Raw genomic sequence first — 17,355 nt, forward strand, 5'->3', positions numbered from 1 at the left:
TCCCTAAATTCAGAATCCATATAATATCCAACCTATGAAAAAGTTTTTAATCTTCGTTTTCGTCCTGTCGCTGTCTGTAGGTTTGCTGCAAGGACAAGACTTATCTCTTAAGGTCAAATCAGAGAAAGTTTCCATGAAAATCGGTCAAACTGTACAGCTTGAAGCTACCGTAGTAGATGCCGCAGGAAAAAAGATTGCAGACCGGGATTACATTTTCTATTCTACAAATAGCAGTGCGTTGTCAGTAGTGGATAGCACTGGAGTGGCTACTGCCATGCGACATGGCGAATACGATGTAATTGTGATCAGCCCTGGCGCTCCACAACTTAGGTCGAATATTACCGTGACGGTGCAGGCTGCGGCAATTGCTAAGGTGGATTTTGGAGTAATTCCTAAAAACATTTATGCAGGCATCAATTTACCTCTGAAGCTGACTGTGACAGACAAAGCTGGTTTTGAAAGACCGGAAAGGATTGTTGAATTGACTTCTTCTAATGAGGATGTAGTGGCAATAGCTCCTTTTGACAAATTGATCATCAAGGAAAAAGGGAAAGCCAAAATAACTGCTAAAATAGACGGAGTCACAGAGACCCTAGATATAAATGTGATCGATAATCCTATCGCTAAGATCTTGCTTAAGTCTGATATGGTGGAAGGTCGATCCGGGGATGTATTTACCTTGACTGCTCTTGCCGTGGATAAAAACGGTAATGAGATAAAAGATGCCCCTATCAACTATTCATTTACTGGAGAATCTTTTGATGTATCGGCAGCTCCTTCAGGTATAATTACCAAGGAGGGGAAATTCGCAGCAGATGCACCAGGCCTTTATGTTTTGAATGCTACTTGTGGCTCAGCAGCGGCATCAGTGACTGTTCAGGCAAACAGTAGAAATATTTCTAGAAAAATTGACTTGGTAGGCCAAGGTTCGGTCAACAACAAACACACTTCTGATCTATGGGTATGGGAAGGAGTGGATGGAAAAGACTACGCGGTGACCGGAACTTGGGGAGCAGACGGCACAGCTTATTTCTGGGATGTGACTGATCCTGCAGGCATAGAATTGATAGATTCTGTGAAAGTAGATGCCCGAACTGTCAATGACGTGAAAGTGTCTGAAGATGGCAGAGTAGCCGTGATTTCTCGAGAAGGAGCTTCCAATCGAAAAAATGGCTTGGTGATCATTGATGTCAGTAACCCTAGAGATGCGAAAGTGATCTCCGAATTCTCCGAAAATCTCACTGGAGGAGTCCATAACGTGTTTATTTATAAAAATCATGTCTATGCACTAAGTGCAGGCAGGAAATATTATTCCATCAATATTGAAGATCCTGCCAACCCGAGAATTGTTGGAGAGTTTGAATTGGATACTCCTGGTCATTCTATCCACGATGTTTGGATACATGATGGGATTGCCTATTCGTCCAACTGGTCGGACGGCGTACAGTTAGTAGATGTAGGAAACGGCATTGCTGGTGGTACACCTGCCAATCCAGTGCAGTTTGCTAGTTACGCTTATCCTAGTGGATCAAACCATGCTGCTTTTCCATACAAGGATGAAAAAACGGGCAAATTCTATGTGATTCTAGGCGACGAAGAGTTTCCTTATGGACTAGATCCAGATGGGCGTAAGCCAGGTAGAGCCGCTGGATTTTTACACGTGATTGATTTCACTGATCTCAAAAATCCAAAAGAAGTTGCTTGGTTCCAAGTTCCTTTTGCAGGTTCTCACAATTTCTGGATTGAGGATGATATTCTATATGCCGCCTTCTACAATGGGGGTGTTCGAGTGGTGGATATAAGCGGAGAATTGTTGGGAGATCTGAACCGTCAGGGACGTGAAATCGCCTGGATTGTTCCTGAGGATCCAGATGGCTATGTAGCTAATGCGCCATTCACTTGGGGAGCTCAGCCGCACAAAGGCCATATCTTTTATTCTGATTGGAATAGTGGACTTTGGTCAGCTAAATTGGCACCCGTGGTACCGAATAATACTAAATTGGAAGAGGCTAAGTAAAAGCGTATGACTCAATTTATTTTAAAGAGAAACCTTAATAAGTCGCTCCTTTTGCTCTTATGCATTACGTTCAGTTTTGCTGCAAGTGCGCAGGATTACTACGTGTATGTCACTGCAGAGTCAGAGGACGAAGTGGCCCTGATCAAATTCGATGGGAAAAAGGCAACCATTGAAAAGACAATTCAAGTAGGGATTTGGCCAGCTGAAATAGAAGGGCCGCATGGGATCAATATCAGTCCAGATGGTAAGTATTGGTACTTGTCACTAGCGCATGGCATTCCTTATGGTACTTTGTACAAGTATTCTACAGAAACAAATGAAGTAGTGGGGTCTGTTAAATTGGGCCTTTTCCCAGCGTCTCTTCAAGTGTCAAAAGCCACAGGACTTTTGTATTGCGTGAACTTTGACTTGCATGGTGACATGGTACCAAGTACAGTATCAGTGGTCGATCCAGAGGAAATGATAGAAATAGACCGTATCGAAACAGGGGTAATGCCTCATGGTTCTAGAATATCCGCAGATGGCATGTATCACTATTCTGTTGGTATGATGTCAGGAGAGCTTTTTGAGATTTCTACCACCAAAATGAAAGTGACTCGCAAGCTGAATTTGGATGGAAAAATGGAAGAGAAACCAGCTATGGGCGGAATGGATCATAGCAAAATGGACCATTCTAAAATGGGACATGCGATGATGACTGAAGCAGCACCGATGTACCATAGTGCTGTCAAACCTACTTGGGCTATTCCACATCCTACCAATGGGAAAGTGTATGTAGCTGGAAATGGTTCTGATGAGATTTTGGAAGTGGATTTGGAGAAGTGGGAAATCACTAACCGATTTAAGACCGGCAAAGCCCCTTACAATTGTGATGTTTCTCCTGATGGAAAATACCTCGTTGCTACTTACAAAGGAAGTGGTGAAACGGGCATTTGGGATCTTGAAAAAGGGGAGGAACTGCCACGAGTGAAGAATACACGCAAGGTGACTCACGGAGTTTCGATCTCTTCTGATAGTAAATATGCCTTTATTTCAGTAGAAGGCATAGGTGGCGAACCGGGCACTTTAGATGTGATTGATATTCAAAAGGCAAAAAAAGTAGCCTCAGTAGATATGGGCAAACAAGCTGGAGGAATTATCTTCTGGAAGATGGAGTAATTGCCTAATAGCAAAGGATAAGTGAGCTCTGATAAACTGACAAATGCAGAATCCCAAAACTTCCACTGTTCAAACTGTTTTTAGAATTATCCTGGGAGCTTTTATGATCTGGGCGGCTATAGGTCATTTGACTTTGCAGAGGGAGGGATTTCAAGCGCAGGTGCCAGATTGGATTCCTTTAGGCAAAGACCTAGTAGTCTTACTGTCTGGAATAGTAGAGTTTTTGCTGGGTTTCGGGATGGTTTTCTTGGCAAAGCATAAGGTGAAAATCGGTATAGCTCTTGCCATTTTCTATGTATTGATTTTCCCTGGAAACATTGCCCAATACATCAATGGTACGGATGCTTTTGGTCTAGATACAGATCAAAAGCGTTTAATCCGATTATTTTTTCAGCCGGTATTGATTGCTTGGGCACTATGGTCCACAGGCACATTAAAAGTGCTTTTCTCTAAGAAAGGATAAAAGCTGTCTATGACTCAAGATCGAGGGTGTTGTTTCATCCAATCACTTCATAATCGATCTCCATAAATTTCTCCACATAGGCCTCCCAGTAGGTATCCACAAAACGGACGTGCTCTGAGTGAATATTGTACCCATCATAATCTTCCTGATTTTCAAACTCCATCGTAAGCCCATAATCAAAGTCATTCTTGGTACTGGTTTGCTTTAATGTGGCAAAATTTATCACTCTTGGCAGAGTAGATAATCTCGCTGCGGCAGATAAAAAAGTGGTTTCCTCTGAGGAGCCTTTAGGGAATTTCAATTTGAAGAAAACGCTGTGTGTGATCATTCGATGGTATTTTATTTATGTTGATTGAAATTTATTTAAAATCAAGGATTGTGTTCATCTTTTGCTAATTGAAGAAGAAAATCTCGTTTTCCAATTCATAATACAAAGCTATCCTTATTAAGTAGGTGAGATTCTATGATCGCTACTATTTCATTACTTATCCTGTTCCACTGTAGCATATTTCTTAGACTGCAATTACAGACAGGATAGCACCTGATGCTCTTGTCCGGGACTTTTTTATAACTTGTCGGCTAGCTTAGCTGAATAGTTATTCTGTTTGAAGCTTTCTTTAAGATGTCAAGCAATTCCCAAAACATACTGATGAAAAACCTATTATCGGCACTTCTATTCGCCATTCTAATAAGTCAGCCAGCTTTTTCCCAAGAAACAACCCATGATCTGTGGCCAGATGGTACGCCAATTTCTGACTGGTTTCATGATTATTCCAAAGTCAAATTAGAAGACTTGGGCAAGCAATATACCCTGACAGATTTCGGGGTAAAAAATGATAGCTCACTCCTTCAAACTCAGCAAATACAGGCAGTAATCGACCAAGCTGCGAAAAATGGTGGAGGTGTAATTATCGTTCCAAAAGGTACTTTCCTTAGTGGGGCGCTATTTTTCAAACCAAAAACACACCTCTATTTAGCCGAAGGAGCAGTACTGAAGGGTTCTGACGATATCTCCCATTACCCATTGCTTCCTTCGCGGATGGAGGGTCAAAACTTGGATTACTTTGCCGCTTTGGTGAATGCTTATGGGGTGGATGGATTCACTATTTCTGGTCATGGTACGATCAATGGCAATGGATTGAAATTCTGGGAGGCTTTTTGGCAGCGCAGAAAGGAAGATCCAAACTGTACCAATCTGGAAGTGTCACGACCTCGTTTGGTATTTATTTGGAAAAGTAATGACGTCCAACTGCAAGATGTCAGTTTGATCAATGCGGGCTTCTGGAGTAGTCATTATTATCAAAGCAATAATATCAAGCTCCTTGACCTAAGAATCACCTCTCCGCATCAGCCGGTGAAGGCTCCAAGCACCGATGCGATTGATCTGGACGTAGTGTCCAATGTGCTGATCAAAGGCTGTTACCTAGCTGTAAATGACGATGCGATTGCGCTCAAGGGCGGCAAAGGACCTTGGGCAGATACAGACCCGAACAATGGCGAGAATACTAATATTCTTATCGAAGACAGTGAATTTGGCTTTTGTCATTCCGCACTGACTTGCGGGAGCGAATCCATTCACAACAAGAATGTGATTATGCGAAACATCAAAGTGCAAGATGCTGTCCGCCTACTTTGGCTGAAAATGCGTCCCGACACCCCTCAGCATTACGAGTATATCACTGTGGAAAATATCAAAGGGCAAGCTCATAGTTTTCTTTATGTGAAGCCATGGACTCAGTTTTTTGACTTGAAGGGAAAAGAGCAAGTGCCAATTTCCTATTCTGATCATATCACGATGAAAAACATAGATCTGGACTGTGAGATTTTCTTTGACGTAGCCATCACTGAGCATGATAGACTTTCTGATTTTACATTTGAAAACCTAAACATACGTGCTACCAAAGCTGATTTTGAACCTTCCTTCGTCAAGGGATTTGAGGTGAAAAATGTGAAGGTGAACGGAAAAATGATCGAGTAGAAATTCTTTTATACAGCTTAGAAAAGCAATTGGTGGATAAAGGTCATTTTCTTCACTACTGTGGGACTTACCACAAATGGATAAGCATCTGGGATGCCCATGGAGCGATTTAGACTATTGATGGCAAAAGATAAAGGCATCCAATCGTTGAAAATGCTACCAAAGTCCTTGATTTCATAGGGATCAAATGCGATGGATCCACATAAGCTTTTATCATTCAGTAGAGGATTTACTGACATGCCGAAAAAATAGGAGGTCTCGGACATGTCCATGATATGAAGGTAATGCGCCCAGGTTTCCGCCCAGTCTTCCCAAGGATGTGAAGTTGCATATTGGCTGATAAAGTTATCCTGCCAGTTTTGTGAAGCTCCGGTTTGATAATATCTTTTCAACGAGTCGCCGTAGTCGGCTCTTTCATCTCCAAAAAGATTTCTAAAATCATTCAGTACGGACTGATTAGTAGCAACCAGTCTATCCCAAAAGTAGTGACCAACTTCATGTCTGAAATGACCAATCAGTGTGCGGTATGGTTCGGAAAGTTGCTTTCTCATCTGCTCACGATGAACAGAATCAGCTTCTGAAAGTAAAATGGTAATCACGCCATTCGCATGTCCAGTCATGATTTTGTCTCGTCTTCCTTTTGAAATAAAATCAAAACATAAGCCTTCAGAATCATTCGTTTCCTTACTTGGGATAGGTAGTTTTAGCCTTTCCAACTGATAAACTAACCGGTGTTTTGCCACTTCAAGCTTCTGCCATTTGGGAAAGTTCTCGTTGTCAGATAAGTCCGGTATAGTCCTATTCAACTCACATGCGTTACAAAAATGATTTTCATTGGAGGCAGGTATAAGCCAGTTACACACCCCAAACCCCTTGTTTTCACAGTATTTGAACGTATTCCCATCCCGATCCGAAATCAAATGAGAGGTTGTTGGATCGAAGGTCAGGATCATGAAATTGTCACCAAAGTAGCCAGAGAGGTGGCCGCACTTTTCGCAGCTTTCGTTTTCGAAATACAATGGGTGCGAGCAATTGCCACATTCAAAAATTTTCATATCATGTCGACTAGTTGATGAAAGATAAGTAGAAGTTTGACTCATATTTCAGGCCAGTACATAGCTTTTCTGCTAATCCGTATTGGGGAACAAGAAAATTCCTGCCTAAGCCGTATGTTGTTGATACCTGATAAGCGTCTAACGAAAACAGGAAAAAGATAATTTGGAGGCTAAGGGGAAGTATTAGTCACAGCATGAGACACTGTTTCCCAAATGTGCCATCTTAACTCTTGATGATAGAAATTAGAAAGGAAAGCTAGTTGTAGAATTTATTGTGACTTTTTTGCTTGTGCGAGGATCATTTACCAAGCTATATTTGTGGGCTAATTTGCTTTGATAAGCTCTGATTCTGTTGAATGGTTGCTGCTCTTGGCTTAATCCTTGCAGGAACTGTTCACATGACTTTTTTGCGACGGGCAAATAATTAAGTAGCTTATATATAATTTCTAAACCACCTTTTATGAAAAAGATTAAACTCTTAGGGCTTGTTCTCTTTTTAGTTACAGCAAGCTTCTATCAGGCAAATGCTCAAGAATTGGGTATTCGTTTTGGTAACTTTAATGGCAATAATGTTGCTGTAGATGGAGTTTTCGCGCTTGGCGAATTCAGCAGAGTTCATGCAGATGTAAGTTTTGGAGGAAATGGAGTGGGGATCGACGCACTTTGGAACCCAATCTATAAACCTGTAGGCACAAGTGAATTCAACTATTACCTAGGCTTTGGTCCATCTTTGTTTATTGGAGATCCATTTGGTCTGGGTGTGGCTGGAGAGGCCGGTATTGAATATGCATTCGATGATGTACCCATCGTAATTGGTGCTGATTGGCGACCTAATTTTCGTCTCATCGAAAACACGAATTTCTTCGCTGATCAATTTGGTTTGAATATACGTTGGCGCTTTCATGAAGTAAATTAAATATCTTAAGCAGGCTTACAGCCTGCTTTTTTTATGAAACTTTTAGCCGAAGGAAAATTTTTATTAGAGCGGTTTCCTGGAAAAGGAGGGTGGACTTTCGTCAAATTCCCGAAGGAAACCATATCGACTTCCAAAGCTTTTGGGATGATGAAAGTATCTGGATTTATAGATGATTTTCCTTTCGAAGGAAAACATCTTATGCCTATGGGAAATGGCTATATTTTTCTCCCCATAGCTAAACCAATCCGTACAGAAATGGGAAAAGAGAAGGGCGATATAGTCGTTATGCGGCTCTTTAAAGTTGATGTTCCGGATCAACTCCCACAGGAAATTATAGATTGCCTCAAAGATGATCCTGGGAAGTTTGAGCTTTTTGAAAAGCTATCCGAATCAGATCAAAAGCACTGGATAGAATATATTTATAGCAGCGATAAAATCGACGTTATATCTGATCGGATTATCAAGTTGCTTGATTCCTTACACTAAGCTTAGAATTCCACAATCAAACCTACTGTTGGTAAAAGGGATCCTGCTGGGTTGCTGAGATACTTCAGCTGGTATCGGCTAGGATCACTGGAGTCTACTAGTATATTTCCCTCTCCGTCACGTAGAGGAACCAATAGCGGTGGCTGTTCAGCTTTGAAATTATAGGCATTTTGTATGTCCACATACCAATTCAAATTCCATTTCTGGAAGTAATATTTCTTGTCCAGCCTCAAATCCAACTGGTGAAAACCGCTTAATCTAACTGCATTTATTTGTGAATAATCCAACGTCGGCTGATTTCTTAAATCCCAGTTGCTGATCAGACTTGACTTTTCATAATCGTAAGGAGTGTAAGGCGTTCCGCCCAAAAATCTCCATCTAGCGCCGATTTCCCAGTTATTTCCAAATCGCTTACCTGCTGTCAAACTCACGATAAACCTATTGTCCCAAGAGGATGCGATGTATCCATCGGTATTGGGATTAGTGAATTCACTACGAACTAATGTAAGCGCGGCGATGCCATAGAAATCATTGAAAAGACGTTGCTGAGCCAGCATTTCCAAACCGTAGGCCCTTCCTTCTGAGTTGGATTCCACAGGTTCATTTCCTATTACTCCAAAGTCAGCGCCTAGGTTTGCCAGAGAAATTCCATTGCGGACGGAAGATGGGTAATTGCTGTATTTCTTATAAAAAGCCTCTGCGGTGAACCGACGGTTTTTCACCGGAACCAACCACTCTATGCCCGCGATAAGCTGAGAATTTCTGATAAATCGCACGTCGTTTAGCTGATTGATAAGCTGGCCCTCGCTGTCTTTATATCCTAAAACAGTATATGAGGGCTTCTGGTAATAAATCCCTGCATTAGCTGTCGCAAAGAGATTTGGTTTCAATTGATAGGAGAAGGAAATACGTGGACTGAGTTGATTCAATGGGTTCTTGGCAGTCGCACCAAAGTCTGCTCCATCCATTCTTATTCCACCTGTGATCAATAAACGCTCGTTATTGAAATACTTGCTTGCCGACACAAATCCTCCATAGAGATTGAAATTTGAAGTCGATTCCACATCGATTGTCTGACCAGAATTCGCTAGGGTAGATCTGTCAAAATTCTTGATGTAATACCTGGAATACTCGTAATTGACGCCATATTTCACCGTAAATCCGCCTTTAAAAATGCTGTTTTCAGCGCGGAATTTATTCTCAGATTCTTGGGACAAATAATCAAAAAGCAAGTTGTCCTGTGAGCTCTCATCGTTGCCTGCATACTTCACGGAGTGATTATTCAGCATATTTCTGCTCAGCACAAATGTCCAAAAACCATTCTCACGAAATCGCTTTAACTTCACGCCAGTGGCATAATTCCACTGATTTTGCACTGGAAGTACGTCCAGAAGATAAAGCCGGTTCTCGCGATCTTCTTCTGTCTCGTCATCAGGTACATCTTGATTAAGTACGAATTTATCGATCGCCCCAACTCCTATAAAAGTTAGCTCAGTTTTATCATTGAGCTTGGTGGTAGTTTTCAGCTGAAAGTCATTAAAGGTTGGGAGAAAAGGCAAACCAATTAACTTAAAAAGGCCCTGTAAGTACGAGCGCCGTGCAGAAAGCAGATAAGTGGTTTTCTCTCCGATAGGACCTTCATTAGACAAAGTTAATTCTGAAGCTCCCACGGTCACTTGAGTTGCCATTTTATCGCGCCGTCCTTCTTTAAGTTGAAATTCAAAAAAGGAGCTTAGCGCATCCATGCGATTGGCAGGAAATCCACCAGCAATCAGATCCACGTTTTTAATCAGGTTAACATTCAACAGCCCCACTGGACCACCAGATGAACCTTGTGTTGAAAAGTGATTGATCACAGGAACCTCGATTTCATCGATGAAAAACTTATTTTCATTTGGCGCTCCGCCTCGGATCAAAATATCATTCCGAAAACTCGGGGTACTCGCCACTCCGGGTAATGCTTGTATCACACGGGAGATATCCCGATTTCCGCCAGGATACCGCTCTATTTCATTCCCATTAAGTTTTCTTACAGATAGTGGTGTTTCTTCAGAGCGAGAAAACTCATCACTGACCACCACCTCAGACAGCTCAGAGGCATCTTCTATCAATTCAAAATCCAACTGTACAGGTCTAGCTAAAGTCACCTGAACTTCAAAAGCAGTTTTGTTTTTGAAACCCACAAAACTTGCGCGCACATTGTATAATCCAGTTGGAACTTCAGTGATTTCATACAGACCATTTTCATCCGAAATGGCTCCCAACTCTGTGTTTAGTATCAGCACGTTGGCAAAAGCAACGGGCTGATTATTCACCGGATTAGTGATTTTCCCGCGGATTATTCCTTGAGAAAAGACTTGAAAAGAACTGATTAAAAGTGTAAAAAGCAGTAAAACTGGTTTCATTAAAATTCCATTGGTTTAGTGGTGCGATTCCTTTACGCGCCACAGTCTCCACCAAGGTGTCCTCGGAGAGTCGTGGTGCTCGTAGTGGTAGCCAAAGAAATAGCAGGTGATAAATGCCCAAAAGTGATTTTTAGCTTGAGTTGTTGAGTGATGCTTATTGTCATTCTCTCCTTTATGAGGCAAGTAGGTACCAAAGTAAAAAAGCTGAAATGTGGATAAAACTGCGGGCAACATCCAGAATGCAATTAAGTTATCCACAGGGAGAAATAGCTTTAAAATATTGAATGTCACAGCCATCAGGAGAATTTGCCAAATGGTAACATATTGCTTGATAAAGCTGAAGTACCACGCGAAGAAATTGTCCGAATCATGATAGTCCGGATCCTGATCTGTTGCCACAAAACGATGATGCTCGTGATGCTTTGGAAACAGTCTGTTGTAGAAATTGTACGAGAATAGCAGGGCTGTAGTCCAGCCGATGGCATTATTCAGTTTTTTGTCTGAGGAGACTAAGCCATGCATCGCATCGTGAGCAGTAATGAAAAGTCCTGTATACAAATGCATTTGGATTAAAATACCCAGATAAATGAGTGGATTGTACCAAGAAATCTGATAGTTGAGAAGTAGAACTAAGCTCAGAAACCACAGGCCTACAATAGCTAAGGCGATCAATACACCTTTTGGATCAACAGACGCACGTGTGAACTCAGACTTCATATCGGCAATTTGGGAATGTTTTCTCAGAAAGTCAGAATCCTTTCCTTCACTTGTTCCATCAGCCACATGGGTGTGGAAGTGGCTCCGCAGATTCCCACTCGATCATTTTCTATAAACCAATCAGATTCAATTTCCTCAGAATTTGACACGAAAAAAGTATTGGGATTAGTGTCTTTGCAGACATTGAATAGCACCTTTCCATTCGAAGATTTGGTGCCACTGACGAAGACGATTTTATCAAACTTGGTGGCGAAATCTCTTAGTTCTCTGTCACGATTAGACACCTGTCTGCAGATCGTATCATTAGTATTCACTTCTATGCCGTTATCCTTTAAAAGCGCATTGATTTCGTAGAATTTGTCAGTGCTTTTGGTCGTCTGGCTATAGAGGGTGATGTTTTTAGGCAGAGCGGCCAAGTCCAATTCTGAAATATCCTGAAATACCACCGCTTTATTATTTGTTTGACCTAGCAGGCCGATCACTTCTGCATGGGCATGCTTTCCATAGATATAAATGGAATCTCCTTTGTCGAAGGAGTTTTTGATTCTGTGTTGGAGTTTAAGCACCACAGGACAGCTCGCGTCTATTAGTTCTAGATTGTTTTCAATTGCAAGTCGGTAGGTAGCAGGTGGTTCTCCATGTGCCCGAATCAGCACTTTTTCATTTTGAAGTGTCTTTAGCTTCTCATGGTCAATGATTATCAATCCCTTGTTTTTCAGACGCTTTACTTCTTCATCATTATGCACAATATCCCCGAGGCAGTATAAAATGCCTTCTTCATTCAAAATATCTTCTGCCATTTCGATAGCATAAACTACTCCAAAACAGAAGCCAGAATGTGAGTCGATATGTACTTGGAGGTTTTTCATAACCTAGTAACTTTTAGCAGATTGAATTGTTTTTCGAGATCTGAAAAATTCAAATAGTGACACATTCATCAGCAGTAATGTCATGGAATAAATTGTGTCTTCTATGGGAACAGTCCATATTCGGATCCCCAGATTTTCAGCGTTATTATAGATCACCACCGGCTCAGGAGTAAGACCGCCTGTCAGTATACCATTGCATAGGATAAATGGAATCAGGTGGACCAAATAGGCAAAGAGAAACCTTCCGATGTATTTGTCTTTGAAAATCAACCAGTGAATTCCCAACGCGAGTGCTCCGACAAAGAAATTGACAGCCGTGTACGTCTTGTCAAGATTCAAAAATGCCAGAACCACTAAAACCGGTATCATCAAGAATACAAAAGGCTTCCCCAGAGGCTTGAAAATGTCCTGTGGGAAAAAGTAGATCAATACTTCATAGATGAAAATGCAGGCAAATGGAACGGTAAAGAAAAATAGCCATTCCTCTATTGGTAGTTGGAAAATGAATATTCCGAGTAAATATCTTGGATTGAATTCCCATATACCTATCACGGTGAACCAGTGATCCCATACCAAAAAGAAAATGGCCGTTAGAATCAGAGCAGGAAAAAGGGCTCCCCATTTGCTGGAAAACCTGATTTTTGGCTCAAAGGATCGAATGAGTGGAAAGGAAATCGCAAATAGGTTGATAGCAAGATATAGGTATTTTTCCATGCTTAGCTTAAGCCTAGTTTGCTCCCAAAGTATGTTCCTACGAGTAGAGTGAATTTCTGGGAATTAGGGATTCTTATTCGTTCTTTGATAATGATTGCAGCTGACAATCCTTTGATCTTATCAAATAGCTTTTGGTAATATAAGTAGGCGACTTTCACTCCTAGTTTTGCTCCATCCGGAAGTTGAGCTATCCCAATCAAGGCTTCATCAAAATCTTTCTGTATTTCTTCTTCGATGATGCCTTTTGCTATTTTGTCAAACATCTCATAGGAAACACCTGGGAAATATACTCTTCCACGCTCTTCGTAGTCACTTTTGATGTCGCGCAGAAAATTCACTTTTTGGAAGGCAGATCCTAGCATTTGTGCCGGTCGTTTTAGCCGTTGATACATGGCCGAATCACCCTCTACAAACACTTTGAGGCACATCAAGCCGACTACTTCTGCCGATCCATAGATGTACTCTAGGTATCGGTCGTCATTGTATGTACTGAAGTCCAAGTCCATCGCCATGCTTTTGAAGAATGACTCTATCAGGTCCAGATCAATTTGGTATTTATTTACGATCAATTGGAAGCCATGTAACACTGGATTTAAAGAAAGCCCAGTATCAATCGCAGTGTAAGTAGCCAATCTAAATTCAGCCAGTAATTTGGCTTTGTCATGCTCATGGAAAGTATCTACGATCTCATCGGCATAGCGCACAAAACCATAAACTGCGTAAATCGGAGCATGGAATTTCTTGTCCAGCGTCTGAATCCCAAGGGTGAAACTGGTACTGTAGCGCTGCGTGATCAGCTTGCCACATTCCAGGCTTGTTTGGTCAAATAACTGCTTAGCGTCCATGATATTGAATATACTTTAATTACTTCTAATTTTCCCTAATTACTTCTTTTGCAACCACATAGCCCGAGATCAGCGATGGTGGTACCCCCGGTCCAGGGACAGTGAGCTGACCTGTGTAAAACAGATTACTTACCTTTTTGTTTTTTAGCGAAGGCTTCAATAGCGCCGTTTGTTTCAAGGTATTTGCCAATCCATAAGCATTGCCTTTGTAGGCATGGTAATCAGCTTTGAAGTCTGAATGCGCATAGGATCGCTTGAATGTAACATGAGAACGTATTTCCTGACCCGTGATTTTCTCCAGTCGATCCATGATCAATCCGTAATATTTTTCTCTTGTCTCTTCTGAATCTTCCAAATCTGGCGCCAATGGAATCAGTAAAAACAGATTTTCCATTCCTTCTGGAGCAACTGTAGCATCAGTTACCGAAGGAACACATGCATAGAATAACGGAGCTTCCGGCCATCTTGGATTGCTGTAGATTGCATCTGCATGCGGACCAAGTGGCTCGTCGAAGAATAAATTATGGTGGAGTAAATTTTCCAATTTCTTATCGACTCCTAAATAGAAGAGCAAACTGGAAGGTGCCAATACTCTCTTGTCCCAGTATTCCTCGCTGTAATTACTGTATTTAGGATTGATTAAATTTCTGTCCACATGGTGATAGTCTGCACCAGCTATGACCACATCAGCATTTATTTTCTCTCCTGAGATAAGTCTTACTCTTTTGGCTTCCCCTTGCTCGATTTCAATTTCTTCTACCTCAGCATTGTAGCGGATTTTCACACCGGTTTCCTCTGCTAGCTGCACCATTCCTTTGATTATCTCATGCATTCCACCTTTTGGATACCATGTACCCAAAGCGATGTCTGCATAGTTCATCAGGCTATAAAGTGCTGGGATATTCTCTGCTGTTTCCCCTAGGAAAAGCACAGGAAATTCCATTAAGCGAATGATTTTTTCAGATTTAAAAAACTTCCTTACGTGAGTAGCCATGGACTGGAATATATCCATGCGCATCACATCCTTCATCAGTGCCAAAGAGGCAAACTCCATAAGGGATCGACTTGGTCTTTTGACCAGATCGTGAATTCCTACTTGGTATTTATACTTGGCTTGCCCCAAAAATTTATCCAATTGAACTGCAGCCCCAGGTTCAATTTGCTCCATCATGGCTTTGAACTCATCTAGATCTGCTGGGATCTCCAATATGTCATCTTGACCATAAATCACCGAATAGGATGGGTCAAGGCGGATTAGATCGTAATAATCTGAAGGTTTTTTGCCAAAATGTGAAAAATAGTCTTCAAATACATCTGGCATCCAGTACCAGCTTGGCCCCATATCGAAGGTAAATCCCTGACTTTCAAATTTTCGAGCTCTACCTCCAGGAGAATCATTTTTCTCCAAAAGTGTAACCGAAAAGTTGTTGGCAGCAAGATGTGTAGCGGCAGAAAGGCCAGCAAATCCAGAACCTATGACCACCGCATGTTTTTGCTTCATCTCCTTAATTTACGTGCTTATATACCATCAAATCCTCTTTGAGGTGCTTACGAGCAATATGAATTCTATTTTTTACAGTTCCAATCGGTATGCTCAGTCTGTCAGCGATTTCGTGATATTTGAATCCTCTGTAATACAATAAGAATGGAGTGCTGAAGATGTCGTCCAACTTGTCTATAGCTCGGTAAATATCATCCACCGCAAAGTCACCATAAGCAGAGTTTTCTATTAAGCTAGCGCTGGAATTAATGAAGTGAAGGTTCTCTGTGGTATCTACAAAAGTCGCACGTCTCACCATTTTCTGATAGTTGGTGATGAAGGTGTTCTTCATGATCGTGTACAGCCAAGCTTTCAGATTGGTGCCTTCAGCAAATTTGTCCTGGTTGGTAAATGCTTTTACCATAGTATCCTGAAGCAAATCATTTGCATCGTCAAGATCTCTGGTCAATTTCAACGCAAACGGCTTTAATACACCCGAAAGCTGATTTAAAGAGTAACTGAATTCGATTGAAGTCATGGCCTTGTAGTTTTTGTTTAAGCAAACATACTATTCGTTAAACAAAATAACAAGAAAGTGTTTAATTATTTATCGTATTGTTTAAACAAATATGCCCTCCTGTTAATCAAAAAAGATTGAAATGTGGCTTTTTAGTGTTTTTAGGGCATAAAAAAAGTATTCATCAAGAATACTTTTGTTTAATATATTTTAGATTTATCTAAACAGTCTCATGTTCCATTTGAAGTAAAACCTGTTTTATCTCCTTTGCATACGTAAGCAAACGGAGGTTAGAAGGAATAGAAAGTGATTGGTCTAAAGCTTGAAGACCTGATATGAAAATTTCTGAATTGCGGAATTCCTTTCCAAGCATATTCAAATAATCTTGCATTTTATCTCCTGAGGGTGAGGAGGTAATTATCGTAAGCAAATAATCAGGTTGCTGAATCTTATATACAGAAATTAAGTCTATTTGAGGAGTACTTTGTCCCAGGTAGATAACCTTATGCCCGTGTTTTTTGATCAGATAGGAACTGAAGAGTATAGATAGTTCGTGTAGTTCACCTTCTGGAAGAAAAAGCATAAACGTTTTGCCTTGGCTCTTTCCCATTTGCCCATCAATGGCTACAATCAATTTTTGGCGAATCAAATTAGATATAAAATGTTCCTGTGCGGGATTGATAGCTCCTGTTTGCCAGAGTACGCCTATTTTGGACAGAAAGGGATAAATCACATCAAGCACGGTTTCTTCGAAACCAAGCTTAAGTATATTGGTAGAGAGCACCTTCTCAAATCTATCTTCATCCATTTCAATCATACAGATTGTAAGGGCCTGGATCTGATCGTTGTGATCCATCGATTGATCTGTGAGTCGTATGATTTCCTGAGAAATATCATTGCTGCTCATCGCGGCGATTTTGCTGATCTTAATACCGTGGGTATTCAGCATAGCTACATTGAGGATCAACTTCAGATCTACATCATCGTAATAGCGGATGTTTGTATCCGTCCTTTTTGGTTTGAGTAGATTATACCGCTGCTCCCAGATCCTTAGCGTGTGTGCTTTGATCCCAGAGAGTTGCTCTAAATCCTTTATCGAGTAATTGCTCACCTTTCTGTGTCCTTAAAATATTTTTTTGGAACCAAAAACAGTCCAAATGATACTGATCCGTCCTTTTCTCTACTATGATGATGCGCTTGATGTGCTTTGAAGATTCCTTTTAGAAAACCAGTTCTAGGTCTATCCAGCCACTTCACTCTACGATGAATAAGAACATCGTGAAGGAAGAAATACAGCATACCATAGGTGCTTATCCCTATTCCAATCCAAAACCTATAGTCCAATTCCCCCACTCCCAAGAATATCAGAAGTACAGCAATACTTCCAAATAGCAGAGAAAACAGGTCATTCAGCTCGAAAAAGGATTCTGAATGCTCATGGTGTGTCTTATGAATATTCCACAAAGGCCCATGCATCACATACTTGTGAATCGCCCAACCGGACAATTCCATCAGTACAAAACCTACTATGCTAAAGGCAATCGCTTCAATCATCTGTATAACAACCTCAGAGGGTCTTTTTTTGTTTTAGTAATTTTATAGCCACCACGAACACGTAGTCCCGATAACTATCCGGACGCAGAGGCCACAACTTTGTATTTTAATTAATCCCTATGTAACTGCAAGGTTGTTTTTAAAATCATTTCATTTAGAATCAAAGGGCTGAAAGCCCAAG

Annotated in this window: 17 protein-coding genes; 6 read left to right on the forward strand and 11 right to left on the reverse strand. The window is 41.1% G+C overall.

Annotated features, from left to right (window positions below; translation table 11 throughout):
* Positions 1-34 precede the first annotated feature (34 nt).
* Genes ESV85_RS04180 through ESV85_RS04190 form a run of 3 tightly spaced genes read left to right on the forward strand, consistent with a single transcriptional unit; the run spans position 35 to position 3,638 of the window.
* Positions 35-2,017, forward strand: a complete 1,983-nt coding sequence (locus ESV85_RS04180; protein WP_146914990.1) for a hypothetical protein — start codon at positions 35-37, stop codon at positions 2,015-2,017.
* 6 nt (positions 2,018-2,023) lie between these two features.
* On the forward strand, positions 2,024-3,175 hold the full coding sequence (locus ESV85_RS04185) for a YncE family protein (RefSeq protein ID WP_146914992.1): 1,152 nt from the start codon (positions 2,024-2,026) through the stop codon (positions 3,173-3,175).
* A 43-nt stretch (positions 3,176-3,218) separates the two neighbouring features.
* Positions 3,219-3,638 carry a hypothetical protein gene (locus ESV85_RS04190; protein WP_146914994.1) on the forward strand — a complete coding sequence of 140 codons (420 nt, stop codon included), beginning with the start codon at positions 3,219-3,221 and terminating at the stop codon, positions 3,636-3,638.
* 34 nt (positions 3,639-3,672) lie between these two features.
* Here ESV85_RS04190 and ESV85_RS04195 read toward each other — a convergent pair whose 3' ends face one another.
* Positions 3,673-3,966: a Dabb family protein gene (locus tag ESV85_RS04195; RefSeq protein WP_146914996.1), complete on the reverse strand. Its 294-nt coding sequence runs from the start codon at positions 3,964-3,966 to the stop codon at positions 3,673-3,675.
* A gap of 321 nt (positions 3,967-4,287) precedes the next feature.
* Here ESV85_RS04195 and ESV85_RS04200 point away from each other — a divergent pair, with 321 nt between their 5' ends.
* On the forward strand, positions 4,288-5,616 hold the full coding sequence (locus tag ESV85_RS04200) for a glycoside hydrolase family 28 protein (RefSeq protein WP_146914997.1): 1,329 nt from the start codon (positions 4,288-4,290) through the stop codon (positions 5,614-5,616).
* Positions 5,617-5,633: 17 nt separating this feature from the next.
* On the opposite strand, the gene ESV85_RS04205 is transcribed toward ESV85_RS04200, so the two are convergent.
* Positions 5,634-6,671, reverse strand: coding sequence for a putative zinc-binding metallopeptidase (locus ESV85_RS04205; RefSeq protein ID WP_146914999.1), 1,038 nt, complete (start codon positions 6,669-6,671; stop codon positions 5,634-5,636).
* A gap of 460 nt (positions 6,672-7,131) precedes the next feature.
* Between ESV85_RS04205 and ESV85_RS04210 the strand changes: the two genes are divergently transcribed.
* Complete coding sequence (locus ESV85_RS04210) at positions 7,132-7,587, forward strand: outer membrane insertion C- signal (protein WP_146915001.1); 456 nt, start codon at positions 7,132-7,134, stop codon at positions 7,585-7,587.
* Between the two features lie 33 nt (positions 7,588-7,620).
* Complete coding sequence (locus tag ESV85_RS04215) at positions 7,621-8,073, forward strand: DUF1905 domain-containing protein (RefSeq protein ID WP_146915003.1); 453 nt, start codon at positions 7,621-7,623, stop codon at positions 8,071-8,073.
* Between the two features lie 2 nt (positions 8,074-8,075).
* On the opposite strand, the gene ESV85_RS04220 is transcribed toward ESV85_RS04215, so the two are convergent.
* The 9 genes from ESV85_RS04220 to ESV85_RS04260 form a co-directional block, all read right to left on the reverse strand.
* Positions 8,076-10,478, reverse strand: coding sequence for a TonB-dependent receptor (locus tag ESV85_RS04220; RefSeq protein ID WP_146915006.1), 2,403 nt, complete (start codon positions 10,476-10,478; stop codon positions 8,076-8,078).
* Between the two features lie 15 nt (positions 10,479-10,493).
* The gene (locus tag ESV85_RS04225) at positions 10,494-11,195 is read right to left on the reverse strand and encodes a fatty acid desaturase (RefSeq protein ID WP_146915008.1); all 702 of its coding nucleotides are present in this window, start codon (positions 11,193-11,195) and stop codon (positions 10,494-10,496) included.
* A 23-nt stretch (positions 11,196-11,218) separates the two neighbouring features.
* The gene (locus ESV85_RS04230) at positions 11,219-12,064 is read right to left on the reverse strand and encodes a 4-hydroxy-3-methylbut-2-enyl diphosphate reductase (protein WP_146915010.1); all 846 of its coding nucleotides are present in this window, start codon (positions 12,062-12,064) and stop codon (positions 11,219-11,221) included.
* 3 nt (positions 12,065-12,067) lie between these two features.
* Positions 12,068-12,778 carry a lycopene cyclase domain-containing protein gene (locus ESV85_RS04235; protein ID WP_146915012.1) on the reverse strand — a complete coding sequence of 237 codons (711 nt, stop codon included), beginning with the start codon at positions 12,776-12,778 and terminating at the stop codon, positions 12,068-12,070.
* A gap of 2 nt (positions 12,779-12,780) precedes the next feature.
* Positions 12,781-13,623 carry a phytoene/squalene synthase family protein gene (locus ESV85_RS04240; RefSeq protein WP_146915014.1) on the reverse strand — a complete coding sequence of 281 codons (843 nt, stop codon included), beginning with the start codon at positions 13,621-13,623 and terminating at the stop codon, positions 12,781-12,783.
* Positions 13,624-13,648: 25 nt separating this feature from the next.
* A complete protein-coding gene (locus ESV85_RS04245) occupies positions 13,649-15,124 on the reverse strand; it encodes a phytoene desaturase family protein (RefSeq protein WP_146915016.1) in 1,476 nt (491 codons plus the stop codon).
* A 4-nt stretch (positions 15,125-15,128) separates the two neighbouring features.
* On the reverse strand, positions 15,129-15,641 hold the full coding sequence (locus ESV85_RS04250; protein WP_146915018.1) for an RNA polymerase sigma factor: 513 nt from the start codon (positions 15,639-15,641) through the stop codon (positions 15,129-15,131).
* 199 nt (positions 15,642-15,840) lie between these two features.
* Positions 15,841-16,731, reverse strand: a complete 891-nt coding sequence (locus ESV85_RS04255) for a MerR family transcriptional regulator (RefSeq protein WP_146915020.1) — start codon at positions 16,729-16,731, stop codon at positions 15,841-15,843.
* The gene (locus ESV85_RS04260; RefSeq protein WP_146915022.1) at positions 16,728-17,174 is read right to left on the reverse strand and encodes a sterol desaturase family protein; all 447 of its coding nucleotides are present in this window, start codon (positions 17,172-17,174) and stop codon (positions 16,728-16,730) included. Before ESV85_RS04260 ends, ESV85_RS04255 begins: the two co-directional genes overlap by 4 nt.
* Positions 17,175-17,355 lie beyond the last annotated feature (181 nt).

Source organism: Algoriphagus aquimarinus, assembly GCF_007997215.1.
GTDB lineage: Bacteria > Bacteroidota > Bacteroidia > Cytophagales > Cyclobacteriaceae > Algoriphagus > Algoriphagus aquimarinus_A.